Source organism: Lyngbya sp. PCC 8106, from assembly GCF_000169095.1.
In the GTDB taxonomy this organism is placed as follows: domain Bacteria; phylum Cyanobacteriota; class Cyanobacteriia; order Cyanobacteriales; family Microcoleaceae; genus Capilliphycus.
Map to the genome: position 1 here is coordinate 20,962 of NZ_AAVU01000036.1, position 19,325 is coordinate 40,286.

The following is a 19,325-nucleotide window of genomic DNA, read 5'->3' on the forward strand; positions in this document are numbered from 1 at the left end:
ACTTGGTGTCACAACAATTATAATTTAGATAAAGGGTATAACAAACATCTACGTCAAGGGGTCTCAACACTGAATGGAAAAGCAAATCAGTGGCTCTACGGTTTTGGGGCAAGGGCTGCTGCGAGGTCTGAACCTACGTCCAGAAGAAGTAGATCGAACATTGTTGATGTTCTTGGTCTATACCGTGACATCAATCGGTTTAATTTGGCTAGAACTCAGTACAGTCGGTCTGTTCCTCGATCAATACGGAGCCGAAAACTTACCTTGGATTTATATTGCCAGCGCCGCAATTGGTTCGAGTTTGGGCGTTGTTTATTCCTGGCTGCAAAAAATTCTGCCTCTACGTCAGGTGATCGTCGTCATTTTACTGCTGATGGCCGTTCCCCTGTTTTTGTTTCGAGTCGGACTCGGTTTAAAAGGATTTGCCATTGCTGGCTTGAGTATTGAGTTTATTACCCTATTTTTAATGTGGCTGTGGGTAGAAGCCTGTTATTTGCTCAACGATCTCAATACCTCCATTACCGCCAACCAACTCTTTAACATTCGTGAAATCAAGCGAACTTATCCCCTCGTCAGTAGTGGATTTTTAGTCGCCGGAGTCGTCAGTGGTTTTTCTCTGCCCCTCATCTTGAAAATAGTCGGCTTGAAAAATGTGACGATTGTTTCTGGGATCATGGTGATCGTCGGTGCAAGTATACTCTTTTACCTGGCTCAACGTTACCAACAATCCTTTCCCGACTCCTCACGCTGGACACCAGAAGACGAACAGCCCGAATTTAGCAGCCGCAACCTCAAAGGCCCGCTTCAAGGCTACGTCATCCCCCTGATCGCCTTTTTCGTCATGGCAGAGGTGTTGTACGTTCTCGTAGACTTCCAATTTTTCAGCCAGCTAGAATACCAAAATCAGGCCGCAGGAGCCAGTAGTATTGTCAGCTTCCTGGGGATCTTTGAAGGCATCCTCAGCACCTTTCAAGTCGCCACCCAATGGTTCGCTTCTAGTCGCCTCGTTGAACGAACCGGAGTATTTGCCACCGCTAGCATCCTCCCGGCTGGCATTGTCGCGTTGGGAACCTTCTCCCTGATTGGCGGCATCACAGGCCTATTTACCGTATTCTTGGGCTTTGTGATCCTGCGATTTTTAGACGAACTGTTCCACTACACCTTAATCGAAACCACCGGTGCAGTCCTGTTTCAACCGCTACCCGACAATACTCGCAGTGACATTCAAACTCTGGTCAATGGCGTCTTTGAACCCATGTCTACCGGAGTCTCAGGCTTCCTGATTTTATTCATCTTGGCACTGAGTCACTGGTTACTCCCCAACGAACCCGCTAGCCAATTTGAGAATCAACAAAGTCTAGTCTTTGTCACCTTCATTATTGGTCTATCTTTAGTCTGGTTATTAGTCGTCTTAGCGATCCGCACCCAATACGTTAGTCTTCTGGTCCGAAGTGCCGAACGGGGACGTTTAGGGGTAACAGACGTCAATATGCGAGCCTTAAAGCGATCGGTTGCCGAAACCCTCTCTCAACCTAAACCCGACGCCGATAAGCGCTCCTGTATCGAACTCCTCAGTCAACTCGATCCCAAAAATGTCGGTGAAACTCTCGTTCCCCTGCTAGAAGACCTCTCCCCCAGCCTCCAGCGTCAAAGTCTGGAAATCATGCTCAACCACCCCAACCCGAGCTATTTAGGTGAAATTCGGGCTTTATCCCGTCGCGCCCTCCCCCCAGAAGTTCTCGCTTTAGCCTTGCGTTATATCTGGCTAACTGAAACCGAACCCGACATCGAACAACTCCGACCCTACCTGCAACCCCAAGTTGATCCGGTTGTACGGGGAACGGCAGCGGCTCTGATTATGCGACGAGGCGATCGCGAACAAAAAGCAGCAGCCACCAATACGATCCGCCGGATGATTACTGATCGCCAAGAACGAGAACGGGTCATGGGAGCGCGAGCCTTGGGAGAAGCGGACTATTTACAAGGGTTACGTCTCTATCTTGATGATTTGTTGCAGGATGAATCTTTGCGGGTGCGTTGCGCTCTCCTCGATGTGATCGCTTCAACTCACATGGAAGAATATTACCCCTCTCTGATCAAAGCACTCGCCTACCGTTCAACCCGAGAAGCCGCTCGACAAGCCCTCGTTCGACTCGATAACGAAGCAATTCCGTTATTAATTGCTGTTGCCGAAGATATTCATAAAAGTGATTTAGTTCGCTTGCAAGCCTGGAATGCGATTGGAGATATTGGCACCATTGAAGCCATTGATACCCTCGTCAATCATCTCATGGGCGCTTGGGGAAATACCCGTCGCAATATTATGCGAATCCTGCTGAAAATTCCTGATGATGCCGGGATTGAAGGGGTGTTGGATCGGATTGGCCGCAGTGGGGTCGAGACATTAATTGAACAAGAATTAATGTTTATGGGTCAGATTTATGCCGCCCTGATTGATTTATCTTTGCTTCCGACTGCAACGATTAATGGGGAAAGTATTAGCGGTGATTTGAATGAATCTCAATCTCCCCAACAGCTACTCGGACGCGCTCTGCGAGGATTAGAGTTTGATGCGATCGAGCGAGTATTCTTGCTGATGAAGTTTCTCTATCCATTGGGATCAATTCAAGCCGCAGCGTTTAATATTCGCTCCGATCAAGTGGGAAATGTTGCACGGGGTTTGGAAATTTTAGATAATACAGTAGATATTGCCAGTAAGCGATCGCTGATTAATATTTTGGATCGGCATTCAGAACTCGAAAAGTTGGAATATCTGGCCCCCTTAATTCCCTATCGACCCCTGAAGCCTAGCGCTCGTCTGCGTCGTTTGTTAGAATTACGTCACTTCCTCTCAGATTGGACGCTTGCTTGCTGCTTTCATTTAGCGCGTTCGGCTCACTGGAGTCTGACCGCAGAACAAACTCTGATGTGCCTGCGTCATCCCACTGGTTTTGTCCGAGAAGCTGTTTTAGCTTATTTGAAAATTGCCTCTCGACGGGCTTTGGTAGAATTATTGCCAATGCTACAAAATGATCATGATCCTCTAGTTGCGACTCAAGTCGCGCAAATGATGAATGAACTCGGAGTTAATGGCGCTAGCTCCCGGTCTTCTTAGAACCCTAAAGCCGTTGATAGTAAATGGCTTTTGATTTGCAATTCATACTCTAAAATTATGTTAACCAGCGTTGAACGCTTATTGTTTGTCAGGGGAGTCCCGATTTTTCAGGAGCTACGGGACGATTTTTTAGTGCGTTTGGCTTCTGTGATGGATGAACTTTCCTTCCCCCCCAATCACAATATATTTACTGAAGGACAAGAAGGGCGATCACTTTATATCGTTGTTTCTGGGCGAGTCAGAGTTCACATTGGAGATCACGAACTCACTAAAATGGGAAAAGGAGCTTGTTTTGGGGAGATGTCACTGTTTGATGCAGAGCCTCGTTCGGCTTCTGTCAGCACCCTAGAATCCTGCGACTGTTTGATGTTGACTCAAATGCAGCTTTATGATGCCATTGATGAAACTCCCGGTATTGCCATTAATATTATCCGAATGCTCTCGCGCCGGGTCAGAGAATTGAACTTGAAGTCAAATGCTCAAGCTTCTTCAGTCCCGGAGACGGCAAAATTAGCCTAACTTCGTTATTAATGCACAGATATTAGTGCCAAGTTTCGGTTTGCTCAGTCATCAATTTTGCTTTCAATTCCCCTTATGGTTGATGACAATAAAAACTGGTTTCAACTTGCTTTTCGAGTCAGTGGTTCTGTTATTCCCGCCATTTTGCCTCGGGTCATTTTCTGTAGTCTCTTTGGTGTCGGCTTATCGATTCTCTATAACTTGGGATTTTCCTTACCGACCCGAATTTTAGATAACTTGTTGGTTCCTGATTTAGTCTTGGGGTTGCTGCTCGTCTTTCGGACAAATACAGCCTATGATCGCTTTTGGGAAGGTCGAAAATTGTGGGGAACTTTAGTCAATACCGTCCGCAATTTTGCCCGTCAAATTTGGGTAACAATTCGAGAAAATGACCCCAACGATACCCAAGAAAAAATTGCCACCTTAAAATTATTAATTGCCTTTGCAATTGCCATGAAACTCCATCTACGAGGTGAAAAAATCAATCAAGAAATAGAAGATCTACTTTCATCTGAACAGTATTCTATGTTGAAACAGATGAATCATCCGCCTCTAGAAATTGCCTTATGGATCGGAGATTATCTTCAACGTCAATATAATCGCGACTGTCTCAACACCTATCAGTTAACCGCCATGTTTAAATTACTGGATACAATGGTTGATGTATTAGGTGCTTGTGAACGGATTATTAAAACACCGATTCCACTTGCTTACAATATCCATTTGAAGCAAATTCTGTTAATCTATTGTTTGGTTTTACCTCTACAATTAACCGACGATCTACTCTGGTATACAGGCATTGTTGTGGGAATTATTAGCTTTACATTATTTGGTATCGAAGAAATAGGTCGAGAGATTGAAAATCCTTTTGGCTATGATCCTAATGATCTAGAATTGGATGCCATTTGTCAAACCATGCAACGAAATATCGCTGATATTATTTCCATCGAACCTAGTGTTCATTGTCCTGAGAATTCATTAGATTGTCCCCTAACTAATCCGATGAACTCATCAAATTTACCCGTGGATTAATCTTTGATATAGACAGGTTTTATCTTCTCCTCAAAACCAGCAAATCGCTTCAGTAACATTCGACGTGACATGATCAACAGCTTTGTGGGTTCTGGAAGAATTTTTGAACATCTTAGCGATCGCCGCTCATTAACTTTACCCATATTGTTGAAATGAGAGTATTTTAGTCATTATCTTTTCTTTACAAATATTTTCTGAGCGTTAGTCTCCTAAAAATTATAATTTTTAATTATAATTAAATACACTAACCTCAAGCTTAAATTTTAATAAAATGCAGGATATCAACTTTGTTTATTCAGAACCCATTGATTTAACGAACTGCGATCGCGAACCTATCCATATTCCAGGTCAGATTCAACCTCATGGAGTTCTCCTCACATTCCAAGAGATTGATCTGACGATTTTACAAGCTAGTCAAAATGCTATCGATTTTTTAGGGGTTGAGGCTCAATCACTACTCGGAAAAAAATTAAATGATATTTTTGTTGATGCGGATATTCAGTTTATTACACAAGCCGTTTCCCAAAATATTGACTTTGATTATTTCAATCCTTTTGAAATTAGACCTAAAAATACTTCTTGTTATCCTCAATTTGAAGGCGTTATTCATAGAATCGATGACATTTTATGTTTGGAGTTAGAACTTAAATCTAATTCTCAAATCAGTTATCCTCTCAGCTTTTATCATTTACTCAAAGCTTCTCTAAAAAGTATTGTTAATGTTGACGATTTCCAAGAGTCTACCCATCAGCTAGTTAGGGAAGTTTCTAAAATCACAGGTTATGATCGGGTGATGATTTACCAGTTTGAAGAAGATGGCAGTGGGGTCGTGATTGCGGAAGCCAAAAAAAAAGAATTAGAATCCTATTTAGGTTTACATTATCCGACTTCTGATATTCCTCTACAGGCGAGAAAGTTATATTGTCAAAATTGGTTACGTCTGATTATGGATATCAACTATAAACCTGTAGATATTGTTCCAGTTCTCAATCCTTTAAACAATCAACCTTTAGATTTAAGTAATTCGGTGCTGAGGAGTGTTTCTCCTATTCATGTAGAATATCTGCAAAATATGGGTGTTGCGGCTTCATTATGTATTTCTTTAATTAAAGATGATCAATTATGGGGAATGATTGTTTGTCATCATTATGAAGCTAAATACGTCAATTATGAAACTCGCAAAGCCTGTGAATTTCTGGGACAATTTATGTCAATCGAACTTTTCAAAAAACATTATAAAGAGTTAGAGAAATATCAACATAAAGTTAGTGAATTACAGAAAGAGTTTAAAAATATTTTATCAATACAACCTGCAAATATTAACAATTTTCTTCAGAATAATGGAGATCGTTTACTCTCTTTAGTTAATGCGAGTGGAATTTTGATTGCTCTCGAAGATGAATTGATCGTTTTTGGGAATACGCCTCCCACTAACGCCGTCAAAAAATTATTATATTGGTTGAAAAATAATCATCAAGTCGAACTCTTTAAGACCAACAATATCAGTGAGTATTATCCTGATTTTTATCCCTACAAGAAAAATGCGAGTGGGATTTTAGTGATCTCTATTTTTTCGATGAATACTTCTTATCAAATTGTCTGGTTAAGACCTGAAAGAACTCAAACCGTAACTTGGGCAGGAAATCCCAGTAAACCTGTAACTTTAGCTAAAGATGGCACAATGCAACTATCTCCACGTCGCTCCTTTGAAGTGTGGAAACAGACAATTCAAGGCTGTTCACTTCCCTGGAAAAAAATAGAGCTTGATGCAGCTTTAGAACTCAGAAATATACTCATGCTTACTGCTTTACAATCTTCTCAGTTAGCTCTTGAACAAGTCGCTCAACGGGCGGAAATTGCCAACCAAGCCAAAAGCGAGTTTTTAGCGAATATGAGTCATGAAATTCGCACTCCTATGAACGCTATTTTAGGCTTTTGTGACTTGCTTCAAGGATTAGTTACTGAGCCGCGCCAACGTTCTTATCTAGAGTTAATTGCAGCGAGTGGAGAATCATTACTGGATCTAATTAATGATATTTTGGATCTCTCTAAAATCGAAGCTGGAAAATTTCAACTCTATTATGAACCCTTAAATTTACGACAGTTAATTGCTGAAGTTCAAAAAATTTTTACACATCGAGCTAAAGAAAAGGGATTATCTCTGATTAGTCACATTGATGATGCTGTTCCACAAGGAATTTATTTTGATGGGATACGTTTGCGGCAAATTCTCTTTAATGTTTTAGGAAATGCAATTAAGTTTACTGAGCGAGGGTTTATTCAAATTTCGATTCGCGCTCAAGTTTATACTCAAGAAAATATCAAAAAAGTCTGGCTAGAAATTGCAATAACAGATACAGGAATTGGTATTGCTAAAAACCAGCAAGATGACATTTTTGAAGCCTTTGTTCAAAGTGAAGGTCAAAGTACACGCAAATACGGAGGAACGGGATTAGGATTAGCAATTACTCGTCGCCTGACGACTTTATTAGGGGGAACGCTGGTGCTGCAAAGTGAACTGAGTCATGGTAGTAGCTTTATTTTTATCTTTCCAGAAATCGAGGTTAGTGATATATCCCTAGAATCTGAAATTGCTTCATTAGTCGATGAAGACTTAAACCAATTTTACAATTCCACAATATTAGCCATAGATGACGTATACTCTAATTTACAACTGATTCAAGGTTATTTTGAGGGAACTCAACATCATTTGCTGCTGGCACAGAATGGTGAAAGTGCTATTCAACTTGCTAAAACCGAACAACCTGATGTAATTTTGTTGGATTGGCTAATGCCAAACATGGATGGTCGAGGTGTCTTTAATGCCCTCAAACAAAATGAGAAAACTCAAAATATTCCTATATTTATTATCACGGCTTCTGTTCTCAGACAAGACTATCTTGATGTACAGTTGTTGTGCCAAGGCGTGCTTCACAAACCGACTAATCGCGCTCAACTGGTTAGTGCTTTAAAAACTGTTCTGCCCTCTACCAAGTGCCAATCAACTATTACTTCTGAGACTTCCCTCTCTCAAGTAAATAAAACTGAAGATATACAACAACTTCCTCAATTACTGGAGACGTTGAATCAAGAAAAAATTATTTGGGAACAGTTGCGAATCACCCTGAAAAAGCGTGAAGTCAAGGAATTTGCCCAACGTTTACAAACCTATGGAACAAATCATAAATGTCAGATTTTGCTAGATTATACCCAAGAGTTATTTACTCAGCTAGAGGCTTTTGATTGGCAGAATATCCCAAAAACAATAGAACATTTTTTGATAATACTACAACAGATTAACAATCAAAATAATGAGTTTTAATCCCCAGAATTTTCTCGTATTAGTTGTTGATGATATCACTCGAAATCTACAAGTGCTTGCTGATATGTTAGAGCAAGTCGGCTATGAGGTGACATTTGCAACCGACGGACAACAAGCTTTAGAACGAGCCAAAGTTGCTGAACCTGATTTGATTTTACTGGACTTAATGATGCCGAAGATGAATGGTTTAGAGGTTTGTCAAAAGTTAAAAAATGATGAAAAGTTATGTGAAATTCCTGTTATATTTCTGACAGCAAGTGAAGAAAAAGAACATTTATTAGAAGCATTTAAACAGGGTGCTGTAGATTATATTACAAAACCTTTTTATGCTCCAGAACTCTTGGCTCGTGTGCGCGTTCACCTAGAACTAAAGTATACTAAAGATGAACTCAACAAAAAATCAGCCGCTTTTGAAAAGCAAGCTATTACTGATCCCTTAACTGGAATTTTTAACCGTCGTCATCTAATGTCAATTTCGGAGATAGAGTATCAGAAGGCTGTTAACTATAACCGATTATTTTCTATTATTATGCTTGATATTGATCACTTTAAAAAAGTCAATGATACTTACGGACATATAGTCGGCGATCAAGTTCTGAAAAGAATGACTCAAGAGGTACAAAACTTACTTCGAGAGGGGGATGTGTGTGGGCGATTTGGGGGAGAAGAATTTGCAATTATTTTACCTGGGGCTGATTTAAAAATAGCTCTGAAAATAGCAGAACGCCTCCGTCAAGCAATCGCTGATTTTTATATTCCTATTTATGACTCTAATTCTTCCTCTAATCTTAAAATCAAAATTACAATTAGTTTGGGAGTTACGACTTATCATATTGATGACGATAAACTTGATAAAATGTGGAGACGAGCCGATGATGCTTTGTACCAAGCAAAGGCAAAAGGACGCAATCAAGTTTGTAGTATTTATGAGCCTGGTGAAGGCTTAAAGTCTAGATTAAAATCAGATAAAATCAATTAATTTTCCCGCCCCCAGAGAGCTAGTCCACCGCCTTTTCCTCTGGCGGCGATTGTTTTTTCTTGTATATAAAAATAGGCAAAAAAAGCTTGTTTGTTGATGCGATCGCTATAAAATTTTTGTTCGCTTTCTGCTCCGCCCCGAATATAGCCATCATACAACTTTACTCCGAAGAATAACACATTCATGCGGGTGAAATCAAACGCTAAAATATTCTTTTTTTGTTGAAATTTTACAGGCCCGCTGAGTGTTAATTTTAACCCCCCTAACTTGACTGAATTTTCCACACTTCCTACTTCAAAATACTGTTCTAAATTGGGTTGATAATAAGCAGAAGAACTGGAATAAGACAGATGAATTTTCACCCAGTTGGGAAGATAACGTCCGGGACCCAAGGCGGTGCCAATTTGACGACGAGTTTTTTGGGTTCCTGTGATAAAACATAACCGCCAAGTTCCCAAAAATTGACTAAAGTTTGACGGTTCTTTCAGTTTACTTGCGGTTTTTTCTTGTTCAATAAGTGCCTCTACAACAGCTTTTGTCGCAGGCTTTTCCGGCGATTTTGTCAAGACAGCTTTTATCGTTGTTTCCAGAAGGATAGAGCTTTGAGTTAATGAAGTCATCGGTTATAATAAAATTAAGAAGTTCTGTGAGTCAAGTCACACTAAGTTTAGTGTTTTTATCTGAATATAAACTCTAAGTATAGTGTATTCTGCTTCGATTGAACTGCAAAGATCAGACTCTCCAAATCTTGAACCCAACTGTAAAGAATTATAAAATCTAGATTAAACCCGTGACAACAGGCGAAAAATAGTCTTAAAATTACTCTATGATTCCACATAAACTGACGCTCAAAAATTTTCTCAGCTATCGAGAAGCTAGCTTGGATTTTAGCGGACTGCATACCGCTTGCATTTGCGGCTCAAATGGGGCAGGAAAATCTTCGCTACTCGAAGCGATCACCTGGGCAATTTGGGGCAGTAGTCGCGCCGCCACAGAAGATGATATCATTCATCTCGGAGAAATGGAAGCTCAAGTTAACTTTGCTTTTATTGGTGAAGGAAACCTCTATCGAGTGATTCGTAACCGTCGCCGAGGTCAGTCTGGAACTTTGGATTTTCAGGTTGCAACTCAACCCTATCAAGACATTCAAAACGGTGCAAAAATTGAGTTTCGCCCTATAGGTGAACGGGGAATGCGAGCGACGCAGCAGAAGATATTAGATCAGATCAAACTCGATTATGATACCTTTATTAATTCGGCTTATTTGCGTCAAGGACGAGCTGATGAATTTATGCTCAAACGTCCGACTGAACGCAAAGAAATTTTAGCGAATTTATTGAAACTCAATGAATATGATCACTTAGCTGATCGTGCTAAAGATTTGTCTCGACAATATAAAGGAAAAATTGAACTGTTGCAACAAACAATAGACAACACAAAGCAACAGCTTCAACAGCAAAATGAAATTACCCAAAATATCACTCAATTTGAAGCGACTCTCAACCAACTCAACACCCAACAAAACACTGAACGAGAGCAATTACAACAGCTACAAGCCAGCCAACACCATCGTCAAACCTGGCAAAAATTGCGTCAAGGTGAACAACAACAATATCAAACAATCTCTAAAGATTATCAACGACTCCAGCAAGAATTTAATACCACTCAACAGCAACAGCAAGAGCTTGAAGCTATCTTAAAACAAGCGTCTGAAATTCAAGCTGGATACACTCAATTTCAAACTCTACAAGCAACAGAAGAATGCTTATCTACAAAGTTTAAAGCCTATCAAGAAGCTCAACAAAACCGTCAGCAACTTCTAGAACAACAGCGTCAAATTTTGCAGCAATTACAGCAAAAAATACAAAATATAAACGTACAGTTGGAGGGGTTAGTCCAGCAAGAAAATGAACATTTAGAAGTCTTAAAGCAACGTTCAGAAGTAGAAGCGGCTTTACTCGAATTACAAGCTGCTCGTAACCATTTAAGTCAACTCGATGAACTTCAGGTTAAGGTGACTCCTATATTACAACAACGTCAACAATTACAAACTCAAGTTGATCGGGCTTCGGCGAGTTGTAGTGCGCGTTTAGAGGAGTTATCGAAGTCCATTCGTCAAGTGCAACACAGTTTGCAAACCCATCCTGAATTACAGCAAACTTTACAACAAGTTAATACTCAAATTAAAGAGTTAGAAAATAAGAAAGTTTATCAACAAAGAGTCCGAGAAAAAGGATTAGAACGGCATAATTTAATGGAGCGGTTGTGTGCGCGACAACGAGATTATAAAATGCAACTCTCTGAATTGGATCATAAAGTTAGCCTGTTAGGAATTCCGTCAAATGAGCAGAAAACTGATGATTCTTTGATGCCTTTATGTCCGTTGTGTGATCGCCCTCTAGATGAACATCACTGGAATTTAGTTGTTGGAAAACATCGTACTCAGCAGCAGGAAATTCGCGATCAAATGTGGGTTGTAAATGAACAGTTAGCGGTAGCCGAGCGAGAAATAAAAGGGTTTAGAGATGAGTATCGTCAGTTAGATCAGGAGTTATCACAGTATGAAGAATGTCGAGAACAACGAGGGCAAATTCAAGCAAAATTAGAGGGTATAGAAGAATCCCAGTTAAGGTTTCAAAAACTGAAATTAGAGGCGAAAGAAATTGAACAATTGCTACAAACAGGTGAGTTTGCGGCTGAATTGTATCGTGAATTGCGACAGGTTGAGCAACAGTTACAGCAGCTTAATTATCATGAGCAAAGTCATGTTTTAGCCCGTAATGAAGAAAAGCGTTGGCGCTGGGCGGAAATCAAGCAAAGTCAACTCCAAAGTGCTGAAAGTAAGCTCTCAAAAATTCAAGCTAAAAAACCAGAGTTAGAAGCAAACAAAGCCGCATTAGAACAACAGTTAACTCAACAACAAACCCACTCAGAATTAAACCAGCAAATAGTAGCATTAGATCGTTCTATTGCTGAAATCGGGTATAATTTAGAAGAACATAATCAAGTGCGTTTACACTTGCGTCAAGCCCAACAATGGTTAACTCGGGTAGAAAAGTTAAATTCAGCCCAACAACAATATCCACAAGTTCAACAACGCTTGGAAGAAATACAGCAGTTAAAAATCAGTAAAGCTCAGGATATTAAAGCGATTGAAACCCAAATTTATATTCTTGAACAAAAGCTCAAAGAAACTCCAGATTTAAACGAACAAATTCAGCAGTTAGATAGACAAATTCAACATCGTCGTCAACAGATGGATCAAACCTTAAGTCAGTTGGGAAGTCTGAAGCAGCAGCAAGCCTATTTAGAGAGTTTAAACACTCAACAAAACGAACAAAAACAACAGCTTGAAACTGCTCGTCGTCAATATCGGGTTTATAGTGAACTGGCGCAAGCTTTTGGGAAAAATGGTATTCAAGCTTTGATGATTGAGAATGTATTACCGCAGTTAGAAGCAGAAACTAATCAAATTCTCTCACGATTATCTGCCAATCAACTACATATTCAATTTATTACTCAACGAGCTGGACGCAGTAACAAATCTTCTAAAAAGAAAACGGCAAAATTAATCGATACTTTAGATATTTTAATTGCAGATGCCCAAGGGACTCGACCTTATGAAACCTATTCGGGTGGGGAAGCTTTTCGGATTAACTTTGCGATTCGATTAGCTTTAGCAAAATTACTCGCTCAACGGGCGGGAACTGCTTTACAAATGTTGATTATTGATGAAGGTTTTGGCACTCAAGATGCAGAAGGATGTAGTCGCTTAATTGCAGCTATTAATGCCATCTCCTCTGATTTTGCTTGTATTTTAACCGTTACACATATGCCTCATTTAAAAGAAGCCTTTCAAGCCAGAATAGAAGTTGAAAAATCTCCTACGGGTTCTCAACTAAGATTATTGATGTAAAGAGTATTAATTAAGCAGATTCAACATCACTTTTTTAATCTCCCCAACCTCCATCACCACCCCAGGGATTTTCACAGAAAAGTTTACGCGCCTCAAAATTTAAACCTGCTTCTTCTGCCTTTTTTTCTAAATATTTAATATCTCTAGTGCGTCTGGCTCTAGCTCTGGATGGAGTCGAACCCCCACTATTGACATATGTCCAGTCCCCATCACCCATTTTGTACTTGTATTCACAGACAAAATTACCAGCAGCCGTTCCCTCAAAGCGAACAGGAGGTATCGGTAAAGGACTCGCAGAAAGTAAGGTAATAGCCAGTAAAAAGGAGAGTTGGTTCATCGTTTGGATAGCAACAATCACTATAATGATAATATTATATCAGATAAAATATGGATCATCTTCTGGCTGTGATCGGTCTAAATTTTTTTTACAAACAGATCTGAGAATCCATCAGATTAATAAAATGAGATATTTTTAGGTTAATATGAAAGTTTATCTTGCTGAATATAAGAGTTATTTTTACGAGTGGTATTCACATCAGTAACTTCTATTATTTCTGAGGTATTAACTGTTAATTAAGCTTGACCCCCAAGCAGGATATTGACATAGATTTAGGGGAAAATCGGATTAAATTCTAGTTGAAAAAAATGAGATGATTAAATTATAGTTTACATTCTAAATTCTTTCACAAACGGTAATAGTCCCTCGGTTTCCCCGCGTAATGCGAAGTTCTTCATCGAGATCAAGCACTTCTAAAGACCCTTTAGGAGATTTTTTCATCGCGAACGAAACTTTTCCGGTTTGATGTTCTATTCCTTGAGGCGGTTCTAAACCGAATAAAAGTTTGGCAACAAAAGATTAAATTTGTTAGGCAATATTGAGAGATTTGTTTGATTTATGAGTCCCAAAAACTGATATCCAAGCTTTAATATTTTCGGAAATTTTAGGTATCAATGGTGCTATTTGTCTACCTATAAATTTTTAATATTTGTTCGTTTATAGGATAACAAAAGCCTTTATTTTTAATAATTTTTTGTAGTTTTAGCCTCAATATTAAGTCATTTTGTAAAGATATAGCTTCATGTTTTACTCAGTGTGATAAAGTAACAATTAATGATAGGGAGAAAGAGTCTATGTTTCAAAAAATTTCTCTTCAGCTTAAACTGATTGGTTCATTTTTATCTATTGTTATCGTTGTGGCTTTGATTGGTTGGATGGGTGTTTCTAGTTTAAATCAACATATTCAAACATTAGGTAACAATACTCTACCGAGTGTCGTTGGCTTATGGAAAATTAATGAAGGACAAACCCAAATTCAATCGAGTGAACGTTTTCTACTGAACCCAGATATTACGGACACAGAACGTCAACAACAACTCCAAAATATTCAAGAAGCTTGGAAACAGATTAATGAAGGTTTTCAAGAATACGAGCCTACAGAAAAAACCTCCAAAGAAAAGAAACTCTATCAAGTCTTTTTACAAGACTGGAAATTATGGAAAACATCCCATGAAAATTATCTGAAACTTGAAACAGAGTATCATCAAGCTGGAATTCGTAACCCTTGGGAATATCAACTTAAACTTCTTACAGAAAATTCAACAAATCCGAATGATTTACTCGCTGTAGAAAAAGTATTAAGTATCCGTCAAGTTTTGGAAGAACAGGAAGATATCAAACGGAGTTATTTTAATGCTGCTACTCAAAATTTATTAAACGTATTAGAAGAAAATCAAATCGTTGGAGATCAGATTTATAAAAATGCAATGCAAGATGTGAGTAGTACATCAAGGTTAATGATTATGGCTTTAATTATTAGTCCAATATTGACTATTGTAATTGGCAGATTTTTAAGTCTTGGCATCACAAAGCCAATTTTTAGCAGTATAAATTTGATCGCGACTTCTTCTTCTCAAATTAGTGCAACGATTGAACAACAAGAAAAAATTCTCGCTCAACAAGCAGCTTCAGTGAGTGAGACAACAGCCACAATAGATGAGTTAGGAATGTCATCTCGTCAAGCTGTTCAAAAAGCAGAATCAGCATCAGAAAATGCAAGTCAAGTGTTTGAATTATCTCAGGAAGGGATAACAATTGTTCAACAAACCTTAAAGGGTATTACAAATCTTCAGCAGAAAGTAGAAACTATCGCTCAGGCAATCAAAAGTTTAAGCGAAAAAATTATTCAAATCAATAAAATAAATGCTCTGGTTGCTGATATTGCCAATCAAACGAATATGCTTGCTTTGAATGCCTCTGTAGAAGCTGTTAGAGCAGGTGAAGCAGGTAAAGGATTTGCAATTGTTGCCTCTGCAATTCGTCAGTTAGCTGATGAAAGTAAGGGTTCTGCTGAAAAAATAAACATCTTGGTCAATGATATTCAAAAAGCAATTAGTTCGACCGTTACTAAAACAGAAGAAGGAAAAACAAATGCAGATCAAGGAATTAATCTATCTCAAAAAACAGCAGCAGCTTTTAAAAATATGGCCGAAGCCATTAATGAGATTATGATCTCCAATCAGCAAATTGCAATGAACGTAAAGCAACAAGCAAAAGCGATTGAACAAGTTGTGATGGCAATGAACATGATTAATCAAGGTTCACAACAAACAGTTCTAGGTGTTAGTCAAACCAAAGATAGCATTTTGCAACTTAACGAAGCAGCTCGATATTTAAAAAGATTAAGTGGATCATAGAAGCAAAGCATCCCAAAAAGAAGTTTTTGAATTAAACTTAATCAATGACTTGAAAATCAGCTATCTTCCAAATGCCATCCCAATACTCTAATTTATAGCGAATTCTTAGAGTATTAAAATTACTATCTTTAATTTTACCATTTTGATAAAATGTGGTATCTTCAGTGACGCGAACTTCAATTGTTGCTTTATTTCCAGACGCTGCAAATCGTTCAACGGTTTCTACCTTCTGCACGCCATATTCATAATACCCATCATTTTCAATTAAAAAATCAACCGCTTTTAACGTATCTTGACACAATGCACCTGTAGTAAATTGTTCTAAAGTTTGACGGTCAAAAGGGGGAGCAAAAATGCGGGATTTTGCGTTTAACCATTCACCAATCAAATCAGCCGCTTCTCCCAAAGTTAGAGAGGGGTTTTGAGCCAATAAAATTGAGTCTGAGGGAGTCAAATCACTTGTTTTTTGGATGGGTAAGGTTTCTGCAAAAATCGCTTCAGTCCACGCTAACGAGAGCAAGAAGGTTAAGGCGAAAATTCTTAGTTTCATGGCTTTTTACCAATTCGTTGTCATTCCCAAGCTGAAAATCAGTTAAAAGTTACTACAAATTGCGATCAGCAATTTTCGGCAATTCATGCTAAAAAAAATTAGTGGTAGTATAACCCATCCGACAGGGTTTATTTATCATTGAGTGACCAGTCATAATCAAGATATTTAATCTGATATTTTCCGTTCATCAAATACTCTTTTTCTGATTCATCGAGATACTGACTAAGAAAGTTTAAAACTGCACGTTCTTTATCATTACCTGTAAATTTTTCTTGAATCTTAAACTGGGAGATAAAATCCTCCCCAAACCATTTAAAAATTGAGGATAGGTAAACTTTATTATCTTGTTTGTCAATTTTAAAATTATCATTTATTGCGATAAATTTACGGGTTTGTTTGTCGAGTTGTTCGCCGAGTTTGTCTCCAGTGTAGGCTTCTTGAAGCAATATAGGACAACCAATGGAAGCACAAACTAATCCCATATGTATACGAGGTTCGTTGAATTGAACACGCAATATTTTATGTTCGATTTCATCTAATGTCACCTCTTTTCCCATGACGTTAAACTGAAGTCTTGTCCACACTCCCGGAATGTCACGAATGCTTTTAGTGGGATAGTTTTCAATAATAGCCAGCAATGTTAATGAATTATAAGTATTAATCCAAAACGCAATTTTTTCTTTCTCTGTCCAGTTGGCAAAATCATCAGGAGAAAGAGTTGCTAAAGACGCATTAAATTCATCTAATTTTTTACGATTTTCTTTCAATGCTTTGTAGTTAACCTTTCCATTTTTATCGACATAGGTAGAGAGAATTTGTTCATAATTTTGATAACTAAAGGCTTCAGTTGCGGCTAAAGTTATGCTAGACTCAGTTGAGTTTTCAGTATTGAGGTTTAACGGTGTGGTTTCCGTCGTACAACTATACATTAAAAACAGGGTTGGAATGAGTAGGGTTAAAGCTTGAAAGTTATTCATGGGTTTGAGTCGATGTTAAATTGGATTGAGATTATTTTGAGTGAATTGATGTATTTGGCTTGAATAGATGAGATTTAAAAACCATCCACAAACAGCCTAAAATAAAAGGTAGCCACATTAAAAGTCGTTCGTTTAACGTCAAATACCAACTCAAGTCTCCTAATGCTTTACGGTGTTGTAAAACGAAATAAATAAATGCTGAAATACTGACTAAACGAGTCCCTAAATTACGACTAATAACCGCAAATGGAACCAGCCAGGTAAAGTACCAAGCATGAATAATAGGAGAAAAAATTAGTAAGGAAATCAGATAAAATTCAGAGAGATAGAGTAAGTCATTAGACGGAGAAGATAAGCTGGAACTGAGTTTATTTTTTCGAGATTGGAAATACAACAATCCCCCAATTAATACTAAAACTAGCGGAATTATATAAATGGAGTTTGTTGGAGTTTCTGGTTGCCAAAATAAATCAAGAATATAGGGAAAAAATTCTGCACTTCGTCCGTTATTAACAAAAGTTGAACCTGTAGGAATAATAGGACAGCTAGCGGTTGAACAGAAGGGAACTGCACTGAGAATAAAAGGTAAAGTTCCTAATAATAATACCATTATAGCAGACTTAAACCGAGGAAGCTGTAACCAAGCAAATAAACCTAAAATGGGTAAAGACATCCATTTTATTGCAATACTAATCCCAATCAAAGCCGCAGTCCAACTTGTATTTTTATGATTTGAAATTAAATATCCTGCAACCAAGGGTAAGATGAACCAACTATCGTAGTGAGCGCCCCCTGCAAAAGTATAAATAATTAAAGGATTCCAAGCATACAGCAGTATTTTTGCATAGCTAAACCGACGACTGAGAAGCCAACAGATGCCTAAATCTGCACCAACAAAGGCTATTTTAAACAAAAGAACTGAAGGATAAATTGCTGCTAATATTCTCAATCCTAACTGAGTTAAAGGAGGATAAATTGCCGCGTGATCAAGATGATTGATCAGTGACCACCAAGCTGTATGATAGGGGATAAGTTCAGGTGAATTGGGAGGTAAAAGATAGGGATTAAATCCGAGGTTTTGAATGTAGCCTTCCCAGAGATATCGCCAGACATCATCACCGGGATACATGGGTAATAATAACAACCGAGAAAGAATTGCGATCGCCCAAAACCAAATTCCAGAAATACATTCAATTCCCCAACTCAAAATAAATCCCAAACTCATCATCGTTATTCCGATCCAAAATTGAGGAACCGCCCCAACTTGGCGAAAGTCTCCAGTGGGAATAATCCAAATACAACCAAGTATTAACAGCAGAGAACTTAACACCTTAAGAACTGGATCATTAACTAGAAATTTGTCTTTTTTGGTGTTTTTTAGTAGACGTTTGCTATACAACTTACCTAGCGTTGTGAGAATGATTGTTCCGGCTTTTAAACTTCCTGATAATGTACCCGAAATTTTAGATTTTCCGCCTTGACGATGGTGATAATTGACCGGAATTTCCCGAATACTTAAACCCAGTTCTACCGCCCTTGCTTGCATTTCTACCGTCCACCCAAAGCCTCGATCTTGCATTTGAATAGACTCTAAAGCAGAACGACGAATTAATCGCAAAGGCCCTAAATCATAATAACGATAACCCCAACCTAAATGAATCAGAAATGTTGCGAGTCCATTTCCAAAGTTTTGAACTGGAGTCATCGCCGTCTGTCCTTGAGATGTCGCCCGACGGTTTCCTAAAATAAAATCAGTGGTTTTATCGGTAAAAAATTGCGGTAACTCACTGAGATCATCACTACCATCTCCATCACAAAATAGAATCCATTCAATATCAGAAGGAAGCTGTTGCAGTCCTCGCCAACAAGCACGACCATAACCGGGTTGAGGTTCAATAACAACCTCTGCACCAGCCTGTTTTGCTTCTGCTACACTATGATCAATACTACCATTATCAACGACTCTAATCTGAGTCAAGTTCAACTGTTTTAAGGACTTAATAACCTTAGCAATTGTGGCTTCTTCATTCAAGACTGGAATAATAACGATCACCCGATCTAAATCAAGTGAATTATGGCTGTATTCGGGCAAATTTGGAGGAAAATTCGTACTGAGTCTAAGCTGCACAAATCTATGCTAAATTTAGGTAATTTACAATTTTAATTTAAGATGACTTAGATGAGTTTTACCTGAGAAACAGTTTAACTTTAACTGAATTTT

Annotated in this window: 13 protein-coding genes; 7 read left to right on the forward strand and 6 right to left on the reverse strand. The window is 38.5% G+C overall.

Annotated elements, in window-relative coordinates; translation table 11 throughout:
• Positions 1-73: 73 nt before the first annotated feature.
• The 5 genes from L8106_RS20990 (at position 74) to L8106_RS21010 (ending at position 8,967) form a co-directional block, all read left to right on the forward strand.
• The gene (locus L8106_RS20990; RefSeq protein ID WP_009786458.1) at positions 74-3,115 is read left to right on the forward strand and encodes a PBS lyase; all 3,042 of its coding nucleotides are present in this window, start codon (positions 74-76) and stop codon (positions 3,113-3,115) included.
• A gap of 57 nt (positions 3,116-3,172) precedes the next feature.
• Entirely contained in the window at positions 3,173-3,634 is a 462-nt protein-coding gene (locus L8106_RS20995) for a Crp/Fnr family transcriptional regulator (protein ID WP_009786459.1), read from the forward strand.
• A 75-nt stretch (positions 3,635-3,709) separates the two neighbouring features.
• Complete coding sequence (locus L8106_RS21000) at positions 3,710-4,666, forward strand: bestrophin family protein (protein WP_009786460.1); 957 nt, start codon at positions 3,710-3,712, stop codon at positions 4,664-4,666.
• A gap of 271 nt (positions 4,667-4,937) precedes the next feature.
• Positions 4,938-7,988 (forward strand): ATP-binding protein, encoded by a 3,051-nt coding sequence (locus L8106_RS21005; protein ID WP_009786461.1) that lies wholly within the window; start codon positions 4,938-4,940, stop codon positions 7,986-7,988.
• The gene (locus L8106_RS21010) at positions 7,978-8,967 is read left to right on the forward strand and encodes a diguanylate cyclase (RefSeq protein ID WP_009786462.1); all 990 of its coding nucleotides are present in this window, start codon (positions 7,978-7,980) and stop codon (positions 8,965-8,967) included. Before L8106_RS21005 ends, L8106_RS21010 begins: the two co-directional genes overlap by 11 nt.
• Here L8106_RS21010 and L8106_RS21015 read toward each other — a convergent pair.
• Positions 8,964-9,587 carry a hypothetical protein gene (locus L8106_RS21015; RefSeq protein ID WP_009786463.1) on the reverse strand — a complete coding sequence of 208 codons (624 nt, stop codon included), beginning with the start codon at positions 9,585-9,587 and terminating at the stop codon, positions 8,964-8,966. The two genes, L8106_RS21010 and L8106_RS21015, sit on opposite strands and share 4 nt — an antisense overlap.
• A 206-nt stretch (positions 9,588-9,793) precedes the next feature.
• Between L8106_RS21015 and sbcC the strand changes: the two genes are divergently transcribed.
• On the forward strand, positions 9,794-12,883 hold the full coding sequence (gene sbcC, locus L8106_RS21020) for an exonuclease subunit SbcC (RefSeq protein ID WP_009786464.1): 3,090 nt from the start codon (positions 9,794-9,796) through the stop codon (positions 12,881-12,883).
• 34 nt (positions 12,884-12,917) lie between these two features.
• Here sbcC and L8106_RS21025 read toward each other — a convergent pair whose 3' ends face one another.
• Positions 12,918-13,220: a hypothetical protein gene (locus L8106_RS21025; RefSeq protein ID WP_156803777.1), complete on the reverse strand. Its 303-nt coding sequence runs from the start codon at positions 13,218-13,220 to the stop codon at positions 12,918-12,920.
• A gap of 336 nt (positions 13,221-13,556) precedes the next feature.
• Positions 13,557-13,661 (reverse strand): PAP/fibrillin family protein, encoded by a 105-nt coding sequence (locus L8106_RS32470; RefSeq protein WP_009786466.1) that lies wholly within the window; start codon positions 13,659-13,661, stop codon positions 13,557-13,559.
• Between the two features lie 353 nt (positions 13,662-14,014).
• Here L8106_RS32470 and L8106_RS21035 point away from each other — a divergent pair, with 353 nt between their 5' ends.
• Entirely contained in the window at positions 14,015-15,577 is a 1,563-nt protein-coding gene (locus L8106_RS21035; RefSeq protein ID WP_009786467.1) for a methyl-accepting chemotaxis protein, read from the forward strand.
• A 37-nt stretch (positions 15,578-15,614) separates the two neighbouring features.
• On the opposite strand, the gene L8106_RS21040 is transcribed toward L8106_RS21035, so the two are convergent.
• The 3 genes from L8106_RS21040 to L8106_RS33865 all read right to left on the reverse strand — a co-directional run bounded on the left by L8106_RS21040 (position 15,615) and on the right by L8106_RS33865 (position 19,232).
• Positions 15,615-16,127: an ARC6/PARC6 family protein gene (locus tag L8106_RS21040; protein ID WP_009786468.1), complete on the reverse strand. Its 513-nt coding sequence runs from the start codon at positions 16,125-16,127 to the stop codon at positions 15,615-15,617.
• A 128-nt stretch (positions 16,128-16,255) separates the two neighbouring features.
• Complete coding sequence (locus L8106_RS21045) at positions 16,256-17,104, reverse strand: DUF547 domain-containing protein (RefSeq protein ID WP_009786469.1); 849 nt, start codon at positions 17,102-17,104, stop codon at positions 16,256-16,258.
• 31 nt (positions 17,105-17,135) lie between these two features.
• Complete coding sequence (locus L8106_RS33865; protein ID WP_009786470.1) at positions 17,136-19,232, reverse strand: glycosyltransferase family 2 protein; 2,097 nt, start codon at positions 19,230-19,232, stop codon at positions 17,136-17,138.
• Positions 19,233-19,325: the final 93 nt, after the last annotated feature.